The 20,745-nt window shown below is 62.1% G+C and carries 19 protein-coding genes and 1 pseudogene; 11 read left to right on the top strand and 9 right to left on the bottom strand.

Annotation, left to right across the window (positions count from 1 at the left end):
* Positions 1 to 65 precede the first annotated feature (65 nt).
* Positions 66 to 968, top strand: a complete 903-nt coding sequence (locus PspCFBP13509_RS30300) for a LysR family transcriptional regulator (protein WP_065947970.1) — start codon at positions 66 to 68, stop codon at positions 966 to 968.
* Positions 969 to 982: 14 nt separating this feature from the next.
* Here PspCFBP13509_RS30300 and PspCFBP13509_RS30295 read toward each other — a convergent pair whose 3' ends face one another.
* Entirely contained in the window at positions 983 to 1,915 is a 933-nt protein-coding gene (locus tag PspCFBP13509_RS30295) for a helix-turn-helix transcriptional regulator (RefSeq protein WP_074846008.1), read from the bottom strand.
* A gap of 552 nt (positions 1,916 to 2,467) precedes the next feature.
* Here PspCFBP13509_RS30295 and PspCFBP13509_RS30290 point away from each other — a divergent pair.
* The 4 genes from PspCFBP13509_RS30290 to PspCFBP13509_RS30275 all read left to right on the top strand — a co-directional run bounded on the left by PspCFBP13509_RS30290 (position 2,468) and on the right by PspCFBP13509_RS30275 (position 6,400).
* Positions 2,468 to 3,817 (top strand): MFS transporter, encoded by a 1,350-nt coding sequence (locus PspCFBP13509_RS30290; RefSeq protein ID WP_065947972.1) that lies wholly within the window; start codon positions 2,468 to 2,470, stop codon positions 3,815 to 3,817.
* A gap of 98 nt (positions 3,818 to 3,915) precedes the next feature.
* The gene (locus PspCFBP13509_RS30285) at positions 3,916 to 4,608 is read left to right on the top strand and encodes a fumarylacetoacetate hydrolase family protein (RefSeq protein ID WP_137213115.1); all 693 of its coding nucleotides are present in this window, start codon (positions 3,916 to 3,918) and stop codon (positions 4,606 to 4,608) included.
* Positions 4,609 to 4,650: 42 nt separating this feature from the next.
* Positions 4,651 to 5,409 (top strand): SDR family oxidoreductase, encoded by a 759-nt coding sequence (locus PspCFBP13509_RS30280; protein WP_137213114.1) that lies wholly within the window; start codon positions 4,651 to 4,653, stop codon positions 5,407 to 5,409.
* Positions 5,410 to 5,443: 34 nt separating this feature from the next.
* A complete protein-coding gene (locus PspCFBP13509_RS30275) occupies positions 5,444 to 6,400 on the top strand; it encodes a 2-hydroxyacid dehydrogenase (RefSeq protein ID WP_065947975.1) in 957 nt (318 codons plus the stop codon).
* A 55-nt stretch (positions 6,401 to 6,455) separates the two neighbouring features.
* Here the strand turns inward: PspCFBP13509_RS30275 and PspCFBP13509_RS30270 are convergent, their stop codons facing one another.
* Entirely contained in the window at positions 6,456 to 8,285 is a 1,830-nt protein-coding gene (locus tag PspCFBP13509_RS30270; RefSeq protein ID WP_446730752.1) for a methyl-accepting chemotaxis protein, read from the bottom strand.
* A 489-nt stretch (positions 8,286 to 8,774) separates the two neighbouring features.
* Here PspCFBP13509_RS30270 and PspCFBP13509_RS30265 point away from each other — a divergent pair, with 489 nt between their 5' ends.
* The 4 genes from PspCFBP13509_RS30265 to PspCFBP13509_RS30250 all read left to right on the top strand — a co-directional run bounded on the left by PspCFBP13509_RS30265 (position 8,775) and on the right by PspCFBP13509_RS30250 (position 13,416).
* Complete coding sequence (locus PspCFBP13509_RS30265; protein WP_137213112.1) at positions 8,775 to 9,233, top strand: (2Fe-2S)-binding protein; 459 nt, start codon at positions 8,775 to 8,777, stop codon at positions 9,231 to 9,233.
* Complete coding sequence (locus tag PspCFBP13509_RS30260) at positions 9,233 to 11,464, top strand: xanthine dehydrogenase family protein molybdopterin-binding subunit (protein WP_137213111.1); 2,232 nt, start codon at positions 9,233 to 9,235, stop codon at positions 11,462 to 11,464. Before PspCFBP13509_RS30265 ends, PspCFBP13509_RS30260 begins: the two co-directional genes overlap by 1 nt.
* Positions 11,465 to 11,480: 16 nt before the next feature.
* On the top strand, positions 11,481 to 12,821 hold the full coding sequence (locus tag PspCFBP13509_RS30255; protein ID WP_137213110.1) for a c-type cytochrome: 1,341 nt from the start codon (positions 11,481 to 11,483) through the stop codon (positions 12,819 to 12,821).
* Positions 12,822 to 13,068: 247 nt separating this feature from the next.
* Positions 13,069 to 13,416: a BrnA antitoxin family protein gene (locus PspCFBP13509_RS30250; RefSeq protein WP_065947979.1), complete on the top strand. Its 348-nt coding sequence runs from the start codon at positions 13,069 to 13,071 to the stop codon at positions 13,414 to 13,416.
* A gap of 41 nt (positions 13,417 to 13,457) precedes the next feature.
* On the opposite strand, the pseudogene PspCFBP13509_RS31905 reads toward PspCFBP13509_RS30250, so the two are convergent.
* A pseudogene (locus tag PspCFBP13509_RS31905) lies at positions 13,458 to 13,613 on the bottom strand (C4-dicarboxylate transporter DctA); the annotation flags it as partial.
* Positions 13,614 to 13,785: 172 nt separating this feature from the next.
* Here PspCFBP13509_RS31905 and PspCFBP13509_RS30240 point away from each other — a divergent pair.
* A complete protein-coding gene (locus tag PspCFBP13509_RS30240) occupies positions 13,786 to 14,037 on the top strand; it encodes a hypothetical protein (protein ID WP_065948007.1) in 252 nt (83 codons plus the stop codon).
* A gap of 72 nt (positions 14,038 to 14,109) precedes the next feature.
* Here PspCFBP13509_RS30240 and PspCFBP13509_RS30235 read toward each other — a convergent pair whose 3' ends face one another.
* From PspCFBP13509_RS30235 to pstS, 6 genes are all read right to left on the bottom strand, one after another.
* Positions 14,110 to 14,661, bottom strand: coding sequence for a hypothetical protein (locus tag PspCFBP13509_RS30235; protein ID WP_027603521.1), 552 nt, complete (start codon positions 14,659 to 14,661; stop codon positions 14,110 to 14,112).
* 56 nt (positions 14,662 to 14,717) lie between these two features.
* Positions 14,718 to 15,416, bottom strand: a complete 699-nt coding sequence (locus tag PspCFBP13509_RS30230; protein WP_065947980.1) for a hypothetical protein — start codon at positions 15,414 to 15,416, stop codon at positions 14,718 to 14,720.
* Positions 15,417 to 15,471: 55 nt separating this feature from the next.
* Positions 15,472 to 16,233 carry a phosphate ABC transporter ATP-binding protein PstB gene (pstB, locus tag PspCFBP13509_RS30225; protein WP_010210300.1) on the bottom strand — a complete coding sequence of 254 codons (762 nt, stop codon included), beginning with the start codon at positions 16,231 to 16,233 and terminating at the stop codon, positions 15,472 to 15,474.
* A gap of 76 nt (positions 16,234 to 16,309) precedes the next feature.
* The gene (gene pstA, locus PspCFBP13509_RS30220) at positions 16,310 to 17,221 is read right to left on the bottom strand and encodes a phosphate ABC transporter permease PstA (protein WP_027603518.1); all 912 of its coding nucleotides are present in this window, start codon (positions 17,219 to 17,221) and stop codon (positions 16,310 to 16,312) included.
* On the bottom strand, positions 17,221 to 18,186 hold the full coding sequence (gene pstC / locus PspCFBP13509_RS30215) for a phosphate ABC transporter permease subunit PstC (RefSeq protein ID WP_027603517.1): 966 nt from the start codon (positions 18,184 to 18,186) through the stop codon (positions 17,221 to 17,223). The genes pstA and pstC overlap by 1 nt, the downstream gene beginning before the upstream one ends.
* A 74-nt stretch (positions 18,187 to 18,260) precedes the next feature.
* Positions 18,261 to 19,289: a phosphate ABC transporter substrate-binding protein PstS gene (gene pstS, locus PspCFBP13509_RS30210; protein WP_027603516.1), complete on the bottom strand. Its 1,029-nt coding sequence runs from the start codon at positions 19,287 to 19,289 to the stop codon at positions 18,261 to 18,263.
* Between the two features lie 187 nt (positions 19,290 to 19,476).
* Between pstS and ppk2 the strand changes: the two genes are divergently transcribed.
* Positions 19,477 to 20,394 carry a polyphosphate kinase 2 gene (ppk2, locus tag PspCFBP13509_RS30205; RefSeq protein ID WP_065928085.1) on the top strand — a complete coding sequence of 306 codons (918 nt, stop codon included), beginning with the start codon at positions 19,477 to 19,479 and terminating at the stop codon, positions 20,392 to 20,394.
* Positions 20,395 to 20,745 lie beyond the last annotated feature (351 nt).

Here is a 20,745-nt window from a genome sequence, read left to right as displayed (position 1 = left end):
ATGGACGCCGGGGATTGTTCCCGTCTAATCTAACTTGGCATTCGATTGATACCTGGATTAGATCAATGTTCGAACTGACGCAACTGCGCTGCTTCACCACCGTGGCCACCGAGCTGAATTTTCGCCGCGCCGCCGAACGGCTGAACATGACCCAGCCGCCCCTCAGCCGACAGATCCAATTACTGGAGCATCACCTCGGCGTAGAGCTGTTTACCCGCACCACCCGCAGCGTTGCCCTCACCGCCGCCGGCCGGGCGTTTTTCATCGAGGCGCAGAACCTGTTGGAGCGCGCCCAGCAGGCAGCCGTGACCGCACGGCGTTTTGCCGAGGGCGATATCGGCACGGTGAATATCAGCTTCGTCGGCAGCGCGGTGTATGAGTTTTTGCCCAGGGTCATCGCCGAGGCACGGCTCAAGCAGCCCCAGGTCAGGATCGACCTCTCGGAGATGAACACCTACCAGCAATACGAAGCCCTGCGCGCGCGGCGCATCGACCTGGGCATCGTCCGCGCGCCCCTGCTGGAACCCGGTTATGCCACCGAATGCCTGGTGCGCGAGCCCTTCGTGCTGGCGGTGCCGAGCAGCCATCGACTGGCCAGTGCCGACAGCGTCAGCGTCCACGACCTCGACGCCCAGCCGTTCCTGATGTACGCCCATGCGGCCTACCCGCCGTTCAACGAACTGCTCACCGGGCTGCTGCGCTCGGCCCGTGTCGCACCGGAATACGTACAGTGGCTGGGCTCGTCCCTGACCATCCTGGCCCTGGTCAACGCCGGCATGGGGCTGGCGCTGGTACCGCGTTGCGCCAGCAGTGTGGTGTTCAAGAACGTGGTGTTTCGCGATATCGACCTGGGCGAAGGCGCGCAAAGTGAACTGCACCTGATCTGGCGCGAGAACAATGACAACCCGGCGTTCGCGATGTTGCTGGAGGGGATTCGCAGTGCGGTGCGTGACGGGTGGGCGAACTGACGGCGCGTGCCGACTCAGGTGCCGGTGGGTGATTGCGGCGTGTCAGGGTTGAGCTGCTGGCGCCTGAATTGCCCGGGTGGCTGGCCGTGTATCTGGCGAAAACGTCGGGAGAAATACGCCTCGTCGGCGAAACCGCACAACCTGGCCACCTCACCCACCGGTCGTGTGCCATTGAGCAAATAATTGCGCGCCGCGTGCATCCGGCGTTCAAGCACCAACTCCGTAAAGGTCTTGCCGATTTCCTTGCGCAACCAATGCGTCAGGTAGGTCGGTGACAGGTAAGTCGCCGCCGCCACCTTGATCAGGTTCAGATCGGGGTCTGCAATATTCTTGCGCAGGTACTCAGACATTCTGCTCAGTGCATCGCGCCGACTGACTTCGGCGGCATTCTCTTCGGCCAAGCGCTTGAGCGGTTCGGCATACAACGCGCACACGCGCCCTACCAATTGCAGCAACAATCCCTTGAGCATCTCGCGAGTGCCAAACTGGCGGTTTTCATCCAGGGCGCGCATCTGTTCGATCAAGCCACGGACGATGCCGAAGTCCTCATCGCCGAGGATGAAATCCAGATGCTCCTGGAAGCGGAACGGTGACAACTCGGGCGCCAGCAGGATCGAAACCTCTTCCAGATCCATCGGGTCGCACTGCAAATGCGGCAGCAGGAAGGTCTGGGAGAAATTGATCACAATGAAGTTGCTGTCTGCCGGATGGGGAATCACATGCACCCGATGCGGCAGGATGAACGCCAGCGCATTGCGCGGAAACGGCCGTTCGGCATTGCCGATGTGCTGCACGGTGTCGCCACCCAGGTTGACCTGGATCTGGAAATACTCATGGCGGTGGGGGCTGGTTTCCGCGCGACGGCCTTTTTTGTCGCGGATGTAAAAGTCGGTCAACTCGCTGCGTTGCTGCATGACGTAAGTGGGGACTCGACTGGGTGATGACATTGCCTGAGGCTCCTCGACAGGTACAGGGTCGGGGTGATTGTGCAGGCGGACCGGCGCGGCTTCAATATGTCATCGGATGACAGCCAGGTGTGACGGATTATTTTCACCTGCGTTGGCGATTTTCTCTGTCCAAAAAAATCGGGCGCACCACAAAATAATTAATCATTAAAAAACAATAGATTATTTAAAAAACGCAGCGGTTTTAGCCAAATAAATTAATCCGTTTTTTCTTGGACTCCTGCATTCAAGGCCTTTTCATAAAGAAAAAACGATCTAACGCACGCGTTGATTTTGGAATGTTGTACGACCACTGTAATCACCCATGCAGCCCGAACCTTCCAAAAACAATCAAAAGGTGCGCACCCCATGAACCTGCTTTTTTGCCCTATCCCCCCTCCCCCGGCCCGACCCGTGCGAAGGCATCTCTGAGCGCCTGACAGCGGCTGTTCGCGCCTCCCATTAATGCAGCGATTGCTCTGCCCCGGTACTGGGGGCATCGGCTTCGGCTGCGCGCGAACTTCACGATTCACCTGACAATAAAAAGGTCTACCCATGTCGAACTCGCACCTCTCCCCGTCCACCGCGCCGTCGGTGAGTGCCGGCGTACGGGACGCCGTCCTGCCCCAGCGGCTGCCGACCCGGCGTCGCTGGTTCATGCTGTCGTTGCTGCTGATTGCAACCATCATCAATTACATCGACCGCGTGAACATCTCGATTGCGGCACCGTTCATGGCCAAGGACCTGGGCCTGGACAAGATCGAAATGGGCCTGGTTTTCTCCGCGTTTGCCTGGACTTATGCCCTCGCCCTGGTACCAGCAGGCTTTGTGGCCGACCGCTTCGGCTCCCGGCTCACCTACGGCGTGTCGCTGATCAGTTGGTCAACCGTGACCGTGTGCCAGGGTTTCGCCACAGGGTTTGCATCGTTATTCGGCTTGCGCCTGGCCGTCGGCGCCATGGAAGCACCGGCGTTTCCGGCCAACAGCCGGGCAGTGACGGTGTGGTTCCCGGCCCGCGAACGCGGCATGGCCAGCAGCATCTATGTGTGCGGCCAGTACCTGGGCACGGCTCTGTTTACCGGCGTGCTGCTATGGCTGGCCACCACTTATGACTGGCGCCATGTGTTCTACAGCACAGGGTTGCTCGGCATCGTGTTCGGCGTGGCCTGGCTGTACCTGTACCGCGACCCGTTGAACTGCAAGCGCGTCAGCCAGGAAGAATTGAAGTACATCGAAGGCGGCGGTGGGCTGGTCAAGAGCAGCCAGGAGCGCACCCGCTTCAATTGGCGACAGATCACCGAGCTGTTCGGCTACCGGCAGATATGGGCCATTTGCATCGGCAAGTTCGCCAGCACCTCGGCGCTGTACTTCTTCCTGACCTGGTTCCCGACATACCTGATCGAAGAGCGCAAGTTGACCATGATCAAGGCCGGGATCTTCGCGGTGCTGCCGTTCGTGGGCGCTACCGTCGGCATTCTATTGGCCGGCATCGTCTCCGACTTGCTGATACGCCGTGGCTACTCAATGTCCTTCGCGCGCAAGTTGCCCCTGGTGGTCGGCTCGATGCTGGGCATGTCGATTGTGCTGGTCAATTTCACCGACTCGAACGTGATCTGCATCGCGATACTGACCATTGCCTTCTTTGCCCAAGGCATCGCGTCGTCGTCGTGGGCCGCCGTATCGGAAGTGGCACCGAAGGAGCTGATCGGCCTGACCGGCGGGATCACCAGCCTGGCCGCCAATATCGGCGGGATCGTCACCCCGATCGTGATTGGCGGCATCGTTCACGCGACAGGCTCGTTTGCCTACGCGTTCTGGTTTATCGGCGGTGTCGCGCTGATTGGCACCTTGTCTTACTCGTTGCTGCTCGGCCGCTTGTACCGCATCGAACTCAAGGCGCGCTGAGTCAACAACATGTTTTTCTCCAACACCAGGCCGCAATCGTCCAACTTCACCCATGAATGCCGCCGTAGGCTGCTGCTTCCAACAGGACACTGATAAAAATGACCATGACCGAGTATGTGTTTACCCCCGATCTGCCCGTGACCTTGCCGGTTGCCGGTAGCCTGCAGCGCTTCCCCGTCGGCCGGGTATTTTGCGTCGGCCGCAACTACCCGTGGCCGGATACCCAAGGCCAGTCCCGCCAGCCGCCGGTGTTCTTCATGAAACCGGCGAGCAGCGTGGTGGACGCGACGGGCGAGGTGACGTTCCCGCCGTTGACCGAAGAGTTTGCCCACGAAATCGAATTGGTCGTGGCCATCGGTGAGGGTGGCGCTCATATTCCTGAGAGCCAGGCGCTGGCTTATGTGTGGGGCTATGCCGCCGGCCTGGACCTGACCCGCCGCGATGTGCAGCGCGCAGCCAAAAGCCAGGGCTTGCCCTGGGAAGGCGCCAAGGTGTTCGACGGCGCCGCGCCCATGACCGCCATTGTGCCGGTGACTCACGCCGGGCACCCGAGCGGCGAGTTGTGGCTCAACGTCAATGGCCAGGAGCGCCAGCGTGACAGCCTCGACAGCCAGATCTGGTCGGTCAGCGAGATCATCAGCCGGATCTCCCAGTCGGTATCGCTGCGGGCCGGTGACCTGATCATGACCGGCAGCCCGGCGGGCGTGGATGTGCTGCAACCGGGCGATCTCATCAACGCCGGGATCGACGGCATCGGCCAACTCGAAATGCGCGTCGGCCAGCGCGCTTGAACCCGGCACACCTACCCGTAAATGGAAAAAGGAGATAACACCATGTCGAATCTTTTGAAGGTGGCCCTGGTTACCGGCGCCGGCAGCGGAATCGGCCGCGCCGTGGCCCTGGGCTTGATGGCGGACGGTTTCACCCTGGTACTGGCCGGGCGCCGGCCGGAGCCGTTGCAGGCCTTGGCCGAGTTGGCGACCAGCGAAGGCCACGAAGCCTTGGCCGTCCCCACTGATGTGCGCGACCCGGCCAGTGTCAACGCGCTGTTTGCAACGATTGCCGAGGTGTACGGACGTCTCGATGTGGTGTTCAACAACGCCGGGGTCAACGCCCCTGCCGTGCCGTTGGATGAACTGACGTTCGAGCAGTGGCGCAACGTGATCGATACCAACCTCAACGGGGTTTTCCTCTGCGCCCGTGGTGCCTTCGGGCAGATGCGCCGTCAACAGCCGCAGGGTGGACGCATCATCAATAACGGCTCGATTTCGGCGCATACCCCACGGCCTTTCAGCAGCGCCTATACCGCCAGCAAACATGCGGTGTTGGGGCTGACCAAATCCCTGGCCCTGGACGGGCGCGAATTCAACATTGCCTGCAGCCAGATCGACATCGGCAACGCCTTGACCGACATGTCGGTGCGCATGACCAAAGGCGTACGCCAGGCCAACGGCACCATCGCCGTGGAGCCGATGGTCGACGTCAAGCACGTGGCCGATGCCGTGCGCTACATCGCCGCGCTGCCCCTGGAAGCGAACGTCCTGAACATGACCGTCATGGCCAGCGCCATGCCGTTTGCCGGTCGCGGTTAAACCGGCCTTTTTATTCCGTGACACGAGGTTCCCAATGAAACCAGAAGTCTTGCAGCTCAGCCCGATCCTGATCCCTGAAATCAACGCGCGGCTCGATGAGCTGTTTACCGTCAGACGTTACTTCCAGCAGGCCGACAAGCCGGCTTATTTACAGGAACACGGTGCGAACATTCGCGGGGTGATCACCGGCGGGCATACCGGCATCAGCCAGGCGCTGATGGCGCAACTGCCGAGATTGGAAGTGGTGGCGGTCAACGGCGTGGGCACCGATGCGGTGGACCTGGCGTATGCCCGGGATCGCGGGATCCGCGTGACCGCAACGATCGGCGCGCTGACCGAGGACGTCGCCGACCTGGCCATCGGCTTGCTGATCGCCGTGTGCCGTGGGCTGTGCACCAGTGATCGCTATGTGCGCTCGGGCCAGTGGCCGCAGAGTCCGACACCGCTGGCGCCCTTGCCGTTGGCGCGCCAGGTGTCCGGCATGCGCATCGGCATCGTCGGCATGGGTCGGGTCGGGCGGGCAGTCGCCACTCGAGCGGCGGCCTTCGGTTGCCCGATCTGCTACACCGACCTGCAGCCGATGAGCGATGTGAGCCATACCTTCATCGCCGACCTGAAACAGTTGGCCAGCCAAAGCGACGCGCTGATCCTGGCCGCTGCCGCCGACCAGGCTGAAGCCATTATCAACGCCCAGGTGTTGCAGGCATTGGGCAAGGACGGCTACTTGATCAACGTGGCACGCGGCAAGCTGGTCAACGAGGCGGACTTGGTGGCCGCGCTGGCCGCCGGTGAGATCGCGGGGGCGGCCCTGGACGTGTTTGTCGACGAGCCGAATGTTCCCGAGGCGCTCTTCGCCAATGAGCAAGTGGTGCTGCAACCCCACCGCGCCAGCGCGACGCTGCAAACCCGCACGCGCATGGGGGACATGGTGGTGGCGAGTCTGCTGGACAGTTTCGCCGGGAAAAAACCCCAGGGTTGTGTGACGGATTGAGCATTTGATCGTTCCCACCTGCGTGGGAACGATCAAAGCCCCCCTCACCACCGCCTCACGCCACCTTGAACCGATTGACCAGCCGCTGCTGGTGCTCGGCCAAACGCGCCAATTCCTGGCTGGTGATTGCGGTTTGCTCGGCGCCGGCACTGACCTGGATGACCAGGTCGTTGATCTCGTTGACGTTACGGTTGATGTCTTCTGAAACCGCACTCTGCTCTTCGGCCGCCGAAGCAATCTGCAGGTTGCGATCACTGATACTGGCCACGCCTTCGGCGATCTCCAACAACAATTCACCTGCACGTTCGACCTTGCGCGCACCGTCCTGGGCCTTGCCCAGAGTCTCCTGCATGGACGAGCTCGCCCGATCCGAACCACTTTGCAGGTTGCTGATCATCTGCTGAATGTTCCCCGTGGACTCCTGGGTCTTCTGCGCAAGTACCCGCACCTCGGACGCCACCACGGCAAATCCACGCCCATGATCCCCTGCCCGCGCCGCTTCGATGGCCGCGTTCAGGGCCAGCAGGTTGGTTTGCTCGGCAATGCCGCGAATGACGTCGAGCACGGAGGAAATCCCATCGCTTTCCTGCTTGAGTTCGCCAATGATCAGCGCGGTGTCCTCGGCCTGCCCGGAGAGCTGGCGGATCAGGGTGATGGTGCCTTCGATCTCGGTACGTCCTTGGGTGGTGCTGGTATTGACCCGTTGCGACAGTTGCGCCGCATCGTTGGTGCTGTGCGCCACCTCGCGCACGGTGGCGCTCATTTCGTTGATCGCCGTGGCCACCAGTTCAGTGCTTTGGCGCTGCTGCTCGACGCTTTGGCTGGTCTGCATCGTCACGGTTGAAGACTCCTCCGCCGCCGTTGCAACCTGTGCGGTGGCGTTGCCGATTTCCTGCACCACGCCACTGATCTCTTGCGCCATGCGGTTGAGGTTGCGCGTGATCTGACCGAATTCGTCCTTGCTGTCATAAGTCGCCCGCGCGGTGAGATCGCGCTGTGCCAGGTCATTGAGCACGCGGTTGAGGTCGCGCACCGCCGAATCGATCATGCGGATGATCAGCCAGGACAACACCGCCACCGCCAACAGGGACACGATCACTGCGCCAACGGTCAACCATAGGGCGCGGCGGGCGTCATCCCGCTCGTGCATCGCCAGGCTGCTGACACTTTGGCCCAGGGCTTCCTCCACTTGGCTCATCAGGTCAATGCGTTGGGTAGAGGTTTCAAACCAGGCTTCGGGTTTGATCCCCAGCGCCTGCCCCATCGGCACCTCAAACGCCAGGCGCTGCAACTTGGCGACTTCGACGGCGGCCGGTTGCTGCATTTGCGTATCGAACTGCGCAAGCGAGGCCGCGGGCGCTTTGCGTCGGAACGCATCGTAATAGGCGCCGAACTCGCCCAGGTTGCGGCTGAAGCGCGACAACAGGGCCTCATCGAAATGCCCCTGGCTGAAGACCAGGCCCAGCACCACGCGCTCGCGTCCGGCCCGCTCTTTCATTTCGATAAATTGATTCAGGGCCCCCAGGGCGTAGACGATGGTCGCGTTGTTGACGCTCGCTTCCAGGGAATGGGTGTAACCGGTCAGCACTTGAATGATCTCGGTATACCGCGCGCCGGATTCGGTGCTGTTGATGCTCAGTTTATCGACCTGCCCGCGCATCGCCGGCAACTGGTCCAGGGCCCGCAGGACGTTGTCCAGGTTCGCACCGCCGGAGGTGGACAAACCGCGCACCACCTCGACGGCCGCGCTGGAGTCCCTGCGCATCTGCACCATTCGCTCGCCCATGGACTTGCCGCCACTGCCGAGGAACACGCCACTGGCACCACGCTCACGCTGCAAGGTGGTAATCAACTGGCTCAACTTCTGGGCGGTGGCGCTGGCCATCACCGTGGTGTTCATGTCACGCAGCGTTTTGTAGTTGTCCACCACAAACACGCCGGCCAGGGTCAGGAACCCGAGCATGGGCAGCAGCAGAATCAACAACAGTTTCAGACGCAGCGGAGCGTTCTTAAGCATTTCCCTAAAGCCTCATGTCCATGGATCAGACTGGCGCCTGTCACGCCAAGATAGTGGCGCCATAATATCACCCATGAAAACAGCGCTACCGCTCTCGGACGGCCATCTGGAGCCAATAGGGGGTTGTACTGACCCAGATCAATAAACCCTCACAAACCAATCGACTGCCGGCCCCTGTGTTGATCGAGCACCTTGCTTGACTGACTCAATCCTCTCGAATACTTGCCTGATCCTCCGAATGTTCGGTTTTTTCGTAGATGGCCCTTGTGCCCTGATCTAGAGTTCGACAATGGGCGCCCATCGCCTTTCTTATAAGAAACACGCCATCCCGACCGATGATCAGCAGGTGAGCCAGCCATGGAATTACGCATCAACCAAAAAACCTATCAGGTCGACGCCGACGCCGACACGCCGCTGCTGTGGGTGATCCGCGATGACCTGGGGCTGACTGGCACCAAGTACGGCTGCGGCCTGGCCCAATGCGGCGCCTGCTCGGTGCTGGTGGACGGCAATGTCGTGCGTTCGTGCGTCACGCCGGTGGCCGGGGTGGTCGGGCGTGAGATCACCACCATCGAGGCTATCGAAGCCGATGCAGTCGGCAAGCGGGTGGTCAGTGCCTGGATCGAGCATCAGGTGGCGCAATGCGGTTACTGCCAGTCCGGGCAGGTGGTGGCAGCCACCGCGCTGCTCAAGCACACCCCCGCCCCCACCAATGCGCAGATCGACGCGGCCATGGTCAACCTGTGCCGCTGCGGCACCTACAACGCCATCCATGCCGCCATGCATGACCTGGCCGCCGGGAAGGAGAGCGCCTGATGAACACGCCATCCGTCATCCCTGGCATCACATTGGGCGAGCCGATCAACCTGTCGCGTCGCCGCTTCCTGGCCAGCACGGCCGTGGGTGCGCTGGTCATCGGTTTTGGCCTGCCGCTGGGCTCGGCCCGAGTGCAGGCCGCTGCCGCCGCAGAACGCGGCACCCAGGTGCCGGCGTTCCTGGAGATTCGCCCGGACGGTACGGTGCGCCTGCTCAGCCCCTTTATGGAAGGTGGCCAAGGCACCCACACCGCCATGGCGCAGATCGTCGGCGAAGAGCTGGATGCCGACCCTGCCACCTTTATCGTCGAAGCCGCGCCACCCGGTGAGGCCTATGTGGTGATGGACAACGGCATGCGCATCACCGGCGGCAGCATGTCGGTGCGCATGAGCTACCCGGTCATGCGCCGCCTGGGCGCCCTCGCCCGCGCCATGCTGTTGCAGGCCGGCGCCGAGCAGCTTGGTGTGCCGGTGGCCCAACTGACCACCCAGCCTGGCCGCGTGGTGCACGCCGCCTCCGGGCGCTCCCTGGGCTACGGCGAGTTGGCCGGCCGCGCCCTGGACATGCCGGTGCCCGACCCGGCCAGCATCACCCTGCGCGACCCGAGCCAGTTCCGCTGGATCGGCAAGCCGGTCAAGCGCCTGGATGCCTATGACAAATCCACCGGCAAGGCGCAGTACAGCATCGACATCAAGGTCGACGGCATGCTCCACGCCGCCGTGCAGCACGCGCCGCGCCTGGGCATGACCGTGGGCAGCCTGCGTAACCAATCCCAGGTCGAAACCATGAAAGGCGTGCACTCGGTGCATGTGCTGCCCGGTGCGGTGGCCGTGGTGGCCGAACGCTGGTGGCACGCCAAGCGTGCGGTGGAGGCGATCCAGGTCGACTGGCAGGAACCGACGGCCGACTCAAAAGTGCGGGGCATGCCCGCGGATTTTTCCAGCGACGGCTTTCGCGATTTCCTCGCGGCCCAGCAAGGCCCGGCCCGTGACGACGAGAACGAAGGCGATGTGGCCGGCGCGTTGAAAAACGCCAAGACCCAGGTCGAAGCCACCTATCACAACCAGTACCTCAACCATGGGCAACTGGAGCCACCGTCAGCCCTGGCGCGCTTCAACCCCGACGGTTCGCTGGAGATCTGGCTGCCCAACCAGGCGCCCGATCTGTTCCGCGCCGACATCGCCAAGCGCGCCGGGCTCGACCCCGCGCAGGTGACCCTGCACTCGCCGCTGCTGGGCGGTTTTTTCGGCCGGCACTTCCTGTATGACTCGGCCAGCCCCTACCCCCAGGCGATTGCATTGGCCAAGGCGGTGGGCCGTCCGGTCAAGCTGATCTGGAGCCGCGAGGAAGAGTTCCTGCGCGACGTGTTGCGCCCGGTGGCGGTGGTCAAGTTCCGCGCCGCGCTGGACGCCGACGGCCTGCCGGTGGCGATCGAAGCGGTGAGCGCCACCGAAGGCCCCACCGAGGCCATCGCCGGCAAGCAGGGCGAAAAACTCGACCCCACCGCCCTTGAAGGCCTGTCGGGCAAGAGCTACGCCATCCCCAACAAACGCATCGCGCAGATCTACGTCAAGGGCCCGGCCATGCTCGGCTACTGGCGTTCGGTGGGCAATTCGCTGAATGACTTCTTCTACGAAGCGTTCCTTGATGAGCTGGCGGACAAAGGCGGCCGCGATCCCTATGAGCTGCGCCTGCACCTGCTGCGCGACAACCCACGGCTGACCACCCTGCTCAAGGCCGTGGGCGAGTTGTCCGGTGGCTGGAAACGGGGCCCCTACACTGCCGAAGACGGTACCCGGCGCGCCCGTGGCGTGGCCATGGCCTCGCCGTTCGGCTCCCACGCGGCAGTGATCGCCGAAGTGTCGATTGAAAACGGCCAGGTCAAGGTCCACCACATCTGGGAAGCCATCGACCCCGGCAGCATCGTCAACCCGGCGATTGTGCAAGCTCAGGTCAATGGCGCGGTGGCCCTGGGGCTCTCGCAAACCTTGCTGGAAGAAGCGGTGTACGTGGACGGCAAGCCACGGGCGCGCAATTACGACCTTTACCCGATCCTGCCGCCCTCACGGATGGCGCAGGTGCACGTGAAGATTGTCGAGAGTGGCGAGAAGATGGGCGGCATCGGCGAACCGCCGCTGCCCGCCGTGGCACCGGCCGTGGCCAATGCGGTCGCGCAATTGACGGGGCAGCGAATTCGCAGCCTGCCACTAAGCCGATACACCTTCAGCTGACTCACAGGGAACGCCCATGAACAACCGTCGATTCGTAAGAACCGCAGGCTGGCTGGCGCTGCCCTGCCTGCTCGCGGCAGCCCTGCTGGCCTGGTATGTCACCCGCCAGCCCGCCACCCCGTTCGCGCAGGAACAAGCCGCCAGCGTCGACCCCGCACAGGTCAGTCGCGGCGAGTATGTCGCCCGCCTCAGTGACTGCGTCGCCTGCCACAGCCTGCCGGGCAAGGCGCCCTTCGCCGGGGGCCTGGAAATGGCCACGCCGCTGGGCGCCATTCACGCCACCAACATCACCCCGGACCGCACCCACGGCGTCGGCACCTACAGCCTCGCCGACTTCGACCGTGCAGTGCGCCACGGCGTAGCACCGGGCGGCCGCCGGCTCTACCCCGCGATGCCCTACCCGTCTTACGCCAAGCTCAGCGACGACGATATCCGCGCGATGTATGCGTTCTTCATGCAAGGCGTACAACCGGCCAACGAGCCCAACATCCCCAGCGATATTCCCTGGCCGCTCAATCTGCGCTGGCCCATCGCCTTGTGGAACGGCCTCTTCGCGCCGACCGCCACTTACGCGGCCAAACCCAACCAGGATGCGCTATGGAACCGTGGCGCCTACATCGTCCAAGGCCCTGGCCACTGCGGCAGCTGCCACACACCGCGCGGCCTGGCCTTCAACGAAAAAGCCCTGGACGAATCCGGCAAGCCGTTCCTCGCCGGCGCCCTGCTCGACGGCTGGTACGCACCGAGCCTGCGCCAGGACCCGAACACCGGCCTGGGGCGCTGGAGCGAGGCGCAGATCGTGCAGTTCCTCAAGACCGGGCGCAACGCCCATGCGGTGGTCTATGGCTCGATGACCGAAGCCTTCAACAACTCCACGCAGTTCATGGCCGACGACGACCTGGCCGCCATCGCGCGTTACCTCAAGTCACTGCCCGGCGACCCACAGCGTGACGGCACGCCCTGGCAGTACGTAGCCGCCGATACACGCCAGGACGTCCCCGGTGCCCACACCTACGCGACCCGCTGCGCCTCCTGCCATGGCCCGGACGGCAAGGGCCAGCCCGAATGGATGCCGCCCCTGGCCGGCGCCACCTCGGCATTGGCCAAGGAAAGTGCCTCGGCGATCAACATCACCCTCAACGGCTCACAGCGGGTAGTCGCCGCCGGCGTACCGGACGCCTACCGCATGCCGGCGTTTCGTGAGCAACTGTCCGATGCGGAAATCGCCCAGGTGCTGACCTACGTGCGCAGCACCTGGGGTAACCACGCAGAGGCGGTCGACGCCAAGGCAGTCGGCAAGCTGCGCGGGCATACCGACCCGGCGAGCAGCAGTCCGATTATTTTGCATATGCGTTAAAAGTCGCTGTCCTGATCTTTTCCCCGGCGTGGTCAGTGAAATGAGCATGCCGGGGAATAAAGGGGCAATGTGAACAAACGCAGTCTTGAACTGACCCCGTGCACGTTGACCTGTCCAGACTATTCGCACATTCAAGTTCGCCTCTTCTGACAATTAAAACAGAATCAATCTATATGGCGGATCAGCCATTATCAGCGCCAAACTCGCCTCAAGAAATGAACCGTGTCGGTACCTGGAGGCTTGGACCTTGAAAGACGAATACGATTTCACCCACAGCAAACGCGGTGCTGTCGCCAGCAACAAGGGCAAGACCCGCATCACCATCATGCTTGACGATGCGGTTATCGATGCTGCCCGTGAACGCGCAGAAAGCGCCGGTACGGGCTATCAAACCGTGATCAACAATCTGTTGCGTCAGGCGTTGATTTCGCAACACGCACACAATCTGGCGCCCGCCCCAAAGAAGCGGGCTAAAACCCTGCAAGTTATCAACAGTGGCATTAGCCTTTCTGAGGTTGAAGCACTGGAACAACAACTCATCGCTGTCGCTGGCGAGTTGAATCGCGTGCTGGGCACAGCCAAACTGGCCGATTGACCAAGGCTTTCTGCGACCTACCCCAACTCCCGCTTGAGTGGCTAACGGTCCAGCGCCCCATCCCAGCGGGCAATGAACAGGGTGGCCACGCCGTTGCCGATCACATTGATCAGCGCGCCGCCTTCGGAGATAAACCGGTAGACGCCCAGTATCAGCACCAGGCCTGCTGCCGGTATCACATAGATCGAGCCGAGGGTGCGCCCGCCCCCCGAACTAATTTGAACGAACCCCCACGTTTATCCATCAACATTGAAGGACTTATCAGACACGAGAACGGCTCGTGTCGCTCCTACGCGAGCAACGAACCCGGCGGCCTCGACCAGGCCCCTGCTCTCTTCGCTCGCACATGACGACCTTGGGGTGAAGGCCATGGCAGCGAATAGGCGTGAAGCGTCGAAACACACCGGCTGGGAAGCAGAGCTGGCCAGGAACACCGAGCTGTTCTACGAGGCCGACCGCCTGGAAACACAGGCCTACGCCATCATAGGCAGCAGCCTGGCCGATGCCGGTGACTGGCTGCGCTTTACCGAAGCGAAACAGATAGCCGATGCAAAGCGCACCGAGGCGTATCAGGACCTGATGCGGATCCGGCGCGGCATGGAGGCTGCGCGCTCCGACTGAGGCCGCTCGGGGCGCTGCGGCAAGACAAAAAAACCACTCGTTCGAGTGGCTTTTCTGGGTTTTCACAGCGCCTCAGGAAGAAAAAACCTCCGCGCGCTGCCGTGTTGTCTTTTTGTACCGGAGCGGCTGCTGCCAGGCCAACTGCGCCTGGACCTGCGCTACGGCCTCCAACACCCGCTGCGCCCAGTTTTCGTCCTGAGGGTCCACCACTACCACGCGAAAACCGTGGTCATGGCCTTCACTGCGCACGCCTTCGGAGTCATCCACATGCAGGTCGATGTCGAAGGCCGGGGGGAATTTCGAGGGTGCGTTCGACAGCCCGCGCGCCGTCAGGGCATGGTTGTGCAGCACGCTGTTGACCACGCCGTCGACGCGGATGCCGTAGAGCATCAGCCAGCGGCGGATATACGACGGCGTGCGACCGGACGAGGTGTAGACCCAGATGCTGCAGCCCTGGCGGCGTAGCTCGCGGGTCAGGGAGCGCGTGCCGATCCGCAAGGGCTCACCCAGCCAACGGTGCACGCAGGCCGGCAGCCGGCTCGGCTCAACGTCGCAGTGGTGCAGCTGGCAGGCCAGGGTGTCGTCGATATCGAAGGAAATACGGATACGCGGGCGCTGCTGCATCGGCAGGATGCGCTGGAGGGCCCGCCCTGCCCTGGCGAATACCGGAGAACCGCTCATCAATGGCCTCCTTGAAAAACGGGCTGGCGCGGGTCCTTGAGAAAAAACTTGTGCGGATCCGGCGCCTGTTCTTCCAGGAAGGCAGCGTATTTTTTCTTGATCTTGGGCAATTCGTACAACGCCTTGACTCCATGTTTGGCTGAGTTGCGGATCACCGACGAAGGGTTGAAGTAGCCCTCGGCGTTCTCCAGCGTCAGCACGAACGGCGGCAGGCCTGCACGCATCAGCAAATAGCTGACGATCAGCGAACCGCTGCGGTTGTTGCCTTCAATGAACAGCTGCGGCTTGCTGAGGATGCGTACATACACCCCGGCGGCGCGCTTCCAGACTGATTCACTGCGATACGCGCAGTACCAGTTGTACAAGTCCTTGATGCCACCTTCGACATTGTTGAAGAAGTGTTCTTCGGTCGCCGCCAGGTGGTGGGCGTATTCCAGGCGCCGTGCCGGGTCGCTGCCACAGAGCACGGTGGCGTTGATCTCCAGCATCAGGTCCAGCTGCTGCAGGTCGAACAGGTCGACGCCCCGCGCCACATAGTCGTCAATCAGCGCGTAGCCTTCAAGCACGTTGTGCAGCACTTCGTCGGTCAACGGGTCGCGCGGCTCGGTAAAGTCCCGGCTGAGCTCGGCAAAGCGCTGTTGCACCTCACGCAGTGCGCGTTCAATCGCGGGCAAATCAAGGCGTCGTGTTGCAGGCATCGGCATTCCCATAAGCAGTGGAAAATACGGGAGCATCCCAGCTCCCGCAGGGGCATCAGCTGAACTTGCCGCTGATGTAGTCCCCGGTCATTTGTTCACGCGGGTTCTCGAAGATCTGCGCCGTCGGGCCCATCTCCACCAGGTAGCCGGTGCGCGTGCCCTGGGAAATATCCACCGAGAAAAACGCCGTGGTGTCGGCCACGCGGATGGCCTGCTGCATGTTGTGGGTCACCAGGGCGATGGTGTAGTCCTTCTTCAACTCGACCATCAGCTCCTCGACCCGGCGCGTGGCGATCGGGTCCAGCGCCGAGCACGGCTCGTCGAGCAACAGCACTTCCGGCTCGGTGGCGATGGCGCGGGCGATGCACAGGCGTTGCTGCTGGCCACCGGACAGCGACAGGCCGCTGACCTTGAGCTTGTCCTTGACCTCATCCCACAGCGCGGCGCCTTGCAGGGCGTGCTTGACGCGGTCGCCCAGGTCGCCTTTGTAGCGGTTCAGGCGCAGGCCAAAGGCGACGTTGTCGAAGATGCTCATCGAGAACGGGTTCGGCTGCTGGAACACCATGCCGATGTAGCGGCGCACGACCACCGGGTCCACGCCCTTGCCGTAGACGTCCTGGCCAAGGAAGTGCACATGGCCCTCGAAACGGAAGCCCTTGACCAGGTCGTTCATGCGGTTGAGGCTACGCAGCACGGTACTTTTACCGCAACCGGAAGGGCCGATGAAGCCGGTGATCTTGTTCTTTTCGATCGGCACATGGCTGTCACGCACGGCCATGAAGTTGCCGTAGAAGATCTTGTCCAGTTTGCAGTCCATGACCACAGGCGCCTGGGTGACAAACGGAGCGGCTATTTGCGCAGTTGATACGTTCAAGATTCAGATGCTCCCGTTTTCAATACTTTGGCTTGCCGAAGATACGGCTCACGATATTCACGACCAGCACGATCATTACCAGTACCAGCGACGCCGCCCATGCGAGTTCAAGCTGGTTGTCGAAGGGCATGCCGGAGAAGTTGTAGATCAGCACGGCCAGGGAGGCCGTCGGGTTCATCACCGCCAGGCTGCCGTCGTGGTAGATCCAGTAGTTGCTGAACAGCGCGGTAAACAACAGCGGCGCGGTTTCGCCGGCGGCGCGGGCCACGGCGAGCATCACGCCGGTGAGGATTGCCGGCAGGCCGGTGGGCAGGACGATTTTCCAGATCACCTGGGAGCGGGTGCAGCCCATGCCGTAGGCGGCGTCCTTCATGATCTTGGGCACCATGCGCATCGACTCTTCAGCCGTCAGCACCACGATCGGCAGCATCAGTACCGCCAGTGCCACACCACCGGCCGGGGCCGAGTAGGTGCCGGTGGTCATCACCACCAGGGCGTAGGCAAACACACCGGCCAGAATCGACGGCAGGCCGGTGAGCATCTTCGCGGCAAAACGTGCGGCGTTCGCCAGCTTGCTGTCCGGGCCCAGTTCGGCGAGGAAGATTGCCGCCATGATGCCGACCGGCACGGCGATGGCAGCGGCAATGCCGACCATCACGAAGGTACCGGCCATCGCGTTGCCGAAACCGCCGCCGGTCTCGAAACCGGTGGGTGGCAGCTCGGTAAACACTTCAAGGCTCAGGCGCGCACCGCCGCGGGTGATGAGCATGTAGAGCACGGAAATCAGCGGCACGCTGGCCAGCAGCGCGCCCGCCCAGACCAGGGTGGTCAACACCAGGCTGCGCAGGGCACGGCCTTCGAACCGGCGCTGGAGGCTGGGCATTGCGCCTGCGGGGGACGTCAGGTCGGTTGCAGCAGTGAGGTCAGTCATCACTTATTACCCCGTTGGGCGTACATCATGATCATGGAGCCGAAGATGTTCACGATCAGCGTGATCAACATCAGCACCAGTGCGGCGTACATCAGTACTTCGATCTCGTTCGGCCCGGCTTCGGGGAAGTTCAGCGCCAGCAAGGCTGCCAGGGTGTTGGCCGGGGCGAACAGCGACAGCGAGATGTTGTTGGCGTTGCCCACCAGCATGGCCAGGGCCATGGTTTCACCGAGTGCGCGGCCCAGGCCCAAGACCAGGGAACCGAAGATGCCGGTGGCGGCGGACGGCACCATCACCTTGAGAATCGCTTCCCAGTGGGTGGTCCCCATGCCGTAGGCGGCTTGCTTGGTTTTCATCGGCACGGCGGTGAGCGCATCCTGCGACACGGCGGCGATGGTCGGCAGAATCATGATTGCAAGCACCAGCGCCGCCGGGAGCAACCCCGGCCCGCTCAGGGACGTGCCGAAAAAGGGAATCCAGCCAAGTTCAGTGTTCAACCATGCGGTCAACGGCCGGATCGCCGGGATGACCACGTAAATGCCCCACAGGCCGTAAACGACGCTGGGGATGGCCGCGAGCAGTTCGACGATGGTACGAAACACCGCCGCCAGCTTCGCCGGCAAAAAATCCTGGGTGAGGAAAATCGCCATGCTGACGCCGAAAACACCTGCGATCAGCAACGCGATAAAGGCACTGTAGAGCGTGCCCCAGATGGCCGGCAGAATGCCGTACTTGCCTTGGTTGACATCCCAGACGCTGCCCAGCAGCACGTCAAAGCCGTGCTTTTCCATGCCTGGAAGGGCCTTGCGCCCGACTTCGAACACCAGGGCAAACACCAACGCCAGCACCAGAACCACGCCTATTCGTGCAAGCGCACGGAAGGTGCGATCAACCAGGAAATCCTTCGCAGAAGGTGGCTGGCAGGCAGAATCCGGGTTACCCGGTACGACAAACGGTGTGTTCATTGGCTAATTCCGGAACAGGGGGGTAACCCTCCCGGCCGGGCTGACAGCGCCCGCCGAGAGAGGCCTCACAAGCGTTACTGGATGTTGGCGGACGCTTTACGAACCTGATCGACCACCGACTTCGGCAGCGGGATATAGCCCATCGAATCGGCGATTTTCTGCCCTTCGGTCAGGCTGTACTCGACCATTTCACGCATGGCCTTGGCCTTGGCCGGGTTGCCGTTGTCCTTGCGGAAGATCATCCAGGTGTAGGACGTGATCGGGTAGGACTTGGCGCCGTCCGGGTCCGGCAGCCAGGCCACCAGGCTTTCCGGCATTTTCACCGCAGCCAGGGCTTCGGCACCGCTTTCGGCGTTAGGTACCACGTACTTGCCGGCCTTGTTCTGCAGCTGGGCAAAGTCAACCTTGGCCAGCTTGGCGAAGCCGTATTCGATGTAGCCAATCGCGCCTGGGGTCTGGCGTACGGTGGCGGTCACACCATCGTTCTTCGGCGACTTGATGAATTTGTCGCTGGCTGGCCAGTTGACGGTGTTGCCTTCACCCAAGTCCTTCTGGAACTGCGGGTTGATGGCCGCCAAGTGCTTGGTGAATACGGCTGTGGTGCCGCTGGAGTCTGCACGCACGACCACGGTGATCGGCATGTCCGGCAGTTTCAGGCCAGGGTTGGCGGCGACGATCTGCGGATCGTTCCACTTGGTGATCTTGCCCAGGAAGATGTTGGAGTACACATCGCGTGGCAACTTAAGTTCTTTAGGATTGCCCGGCAGGTTGAACGCCAGGACGATTTCGCCTGCGGTCATCGGCAGCAACTGCACGCCTTCGGCGACCTTGGCGATGTCTTCGTCCTTCATGGCCGAGTCACTGGCGGCGAAGTCCACGGTTTTGTTCAGGAAGTCCTGTACACCCGCGCCACTGCCTTTGGACTGGTAGTCAACCGTGACGCCTTCGGTCTTCTTGCTGAAATCCTTGAACCAGGTGAGGTAGATCGGCGCTGGGAAACTGGCGCCAGAACCTGTCAGACGGACGTTCTCGGCAGCAAATACCGAGGTGGCACTTAGAGAAACCGCAACGGCGAGTGCAGCTGACTTCATCAGACGTTTCATTCAGGGAAATCCTTGTGATTACGGGCTCCCGGAACTTTGCAGCAGCTTTGTTACGCTTTTATGAAAATTGGGTGGCAAACCGCTATTTCGTCCCGTCTTTCCGACACAGCCACGTATTTCGATGTAATTGGTTGGTAACAAAATGCGACTAAGACTTTGCCATCCCCCCACGACGCGAGTGCCTCCCATGTCTGCAGTAGACGACGCCTTGATCCAGCGCATCCACCGAGAGCTGCTGGATCACAGTGACGAAGAGCTGGAACTGGAATTATCCGAAGACGGGCACGACCTCAACGCGCTGTTCGACGAGCACGTCGAGGAAAGCCCCGAAAAGGCCGCGCGCAGGATTTACTTCAGCGAACTGTTCCGCCTGCAAGGCGAACTGGTGAAACTGCAAAGCTGGGTGGTCAAGACCGGCGCCAAGGTGGTGATCCTGTTCGAAGGGCGTGATGCCGCCGGCAAAGGCGGTGTGATCAAGCGCATTACCCAGCGCCTCAACCCGCGAGTCTGCCGCGTCGCCGCACTGCCCGCGCCCAACGACCGCGAACAGACGCAGTGGTACTTCCAGCGTTATGTCTCGCACCTGCCGGCCGCCGGTGAAATCGTGCTGTTCGACCGCAGCTGGTACAACCGCGCCGGCGTCGAACAAGTCATGGGCTTTTGCAACGAAGACCAGTACGAGGAATTCTTCCGCACTGTACCGGAGTTCGAACGCATGCTCGCGCGCTCCGGCATCCAGTTGATCAAATACTGGTTCTCCATTTCCGACCAGGAACAGCACCTGCGCTTTCTCAGCCGCATTCACGACCCACTCAAGCAGTGGAAACTCAGCCCCATGGACCTGGAGTCGCGCCGGCGCTGGGAGGCGTACACCAAGGCCAAGGAAGTCATGCTCGAGCGCACCCACATCGCCGAAGCGCCATGGTGGGTGGTGCAGGCCGACGACAAAAAGAAAGCCCGCCTCAACTGCATCCACCACCTGCTTGGGCAAATGCCTTATGAAGAAGTGGAACTGCCGGTGATCGAGCTGCCGCAACGGGTCAGGCAGGAGGACTACTCGCGCAATCCGACGCCGGTGGAAATCATCGTGCCGCAGGTCTATTAACGCGGGATGCAATAGATTCCCCGGTGGTGAGCGCGCCGTTCAGTTAAGAGCGAACACCGTACCGGTGGTGAGCGGGCTTGCCCCGCGCTGGGCTGCGTAGCAGCCCCAATAAGAACGCCGCAGTGTGCCAGACAGTTCCGGGGCTGTGTTTTGGGGCTGCTGCGCAGCCCAGCGCGGGGCAAGCCCGCTCACTACAAGGGTCCATTCGCCATAACGTTTGCGCTTACGGCGTCGGCTCCACCTCCTTGAACACCAGCCCTTGGCTATCACCCAGGGATAGTTAAGAGCGAACACCGTACCGGTGGTGAGCGGGCTTGCCCCGCGCTGGGCTGCGTAGCAGCCCCAATAAGA

The organism is Pseudomonas sp. CFBP13509 (assembly GCF_005233485.1).
Lineage (GTDB): Bacteria > Pseudomonadota > Gammaproteobacteria > Pseudomonadales > Pseudomonadaceae > Aquipseudomonas > Aquipseudomonas marginalis.
Note: the sequence above shows the minus strand (reverse complement) of the source record. Positions and strands in the feature narration are given on the sequence as shown.

What these genes read in the sequence shown, in the direction of transcription:
- ppk2 (WP_065928085.1), top strand. Translation starts at nt 19,477, where the DNA reads ATGTCTGCAGTAGACGACGCCTTGATCCAGCGCATCCACCGAGAGCTG.
- PspCFBP13509_RS30240 (WP_065948007.1), top strand. Translation starts at nt 13,786, where the DNA reads ATGGCAGCGAATAGGCGTGAAGCGTCGAAACACACCGGCTGGGAAGCA.
- pstA (WP_027603518.1), bottom strand. Translation starts at nt 17,221, where the DNA reads ATGACTGACCTCACTGCTGCAACCGACCTGACGTCCCCCGCAGGCGCA.
- pstS (WP_027603516.1), bottom strand. Translation starts at nt 19,289, where the DNA reads ATGAAACGTCTGATGAAGTCAGCTGCACTCGCCGTTGCGGTTTCTCTA.
- PspCFBP13509_RS30255 (WP_137213110.1), top strand. Translation starts at nt 11,481, where the DNA reads ATGAACAACCGTCGATTCGTAAGAACCGCAGGCTGGCTGGCGCTGCCC.
- PspCFBP13509_RS30265 (WP_137213112.1), top strand. Translation starts at nt 8,775, where the DNA reads ATGGAATTACGCATCAACCAAAAAACCTATCAGGTCGACGCCGACGCC.
- PspCFBP13509_RS30285 (WP_137213115.1), top strand. Translation starts at nt 3,916, where the DNA reads ATGACCATGACCGAGTATGTGTTTACCCCCGATCTGCCCGTGACCTTG.
- PspCFBP13509_RS30235 (WP_027603521.1), bottom strand. Translation starts at nt 14,661, where the DNA reads ATGCAGCAGCGCCCGCGTATCCGTATTTCCTTCGATATCGACGACACC.
- PspCFBP13509_RS30290 (WP_065947972.1), top strand. Translation starts at nt 2,468, where the DNA reads ATGTCGAACTCGCACCTCTCCCCGTCCACCGCGCCGTCGGTGAGTGCC.
- PspCFBP13509_RS30300 (WP_065947970.1), top strand. Translation starts at nt 66, where the DNA reads ATGTTCGAACTGACGCAACTGCGCTGCTTCACCACCGTGGCCACCGAG.
- PspCFBP13509_RS30280 (WP_137213114.1), top strand. Translation starts at nt 4,651, where the DNA reads ATGTCGAATCTTTTGAAGGTGGCCCTGGTTACCGGCGCCGGCAGCGGA.
- PspCFBP13509_RS30295 (WP_074846008.1), bottom strand. Translation starts at nt 1,915, where the DNA reads ATGTCATCACCCAGTCGAGTCCCCACTTACGTCATGCAGCAACGCAGC.
- PspCFBP13509_RS30275 (WP_065947975.1), top strand. Translation starts at nt 5,444, where the DNA reads ATGAAACCAGAAGTCTTGCAGCTCAGCCCGATCCTGATCCCTGAAATC.
- PspCFBP13509_RS30260 (WP_137213111.1), top strand. Translation starts at nt 9,233, where the DNA reads ATGAACACGCCATCCGTCATCCCTGGCATCACATTGGGCGAGCCGATC.
- pstC (WP_027603517.1), bottom strand. Translation starts at nt 18,186, where the DNA reads ATGAACACACCGTTTGTCGTACCGGGTAACCCGGATTCTGCCTGCCAG.
- PspCFBP13509_RS30230 (WP_065947980.1), bottom strand. Translation starts at nt 15,416, where the DNA reads ATGCCTGCAACACGACGCCTTGATTTGCCCGCGATTGAACGCGCACTG.
- PspCFBP13509_RS30270 (WP_446730752.1), bottom strand. Translation starts at nt 8,285, where the DNA reads ATGGCCAGCGCCACCGCCCAGAAGTTGAGCCAGTTGATTACCACCTTG.
- pstB (WP_010210300.1), bottom strand. Translation starts at nt 16,233, where the DNA reads ATGGACTGCAAACTGGACAAGATCTTCTACGGCAACTTCATGGCCGTG.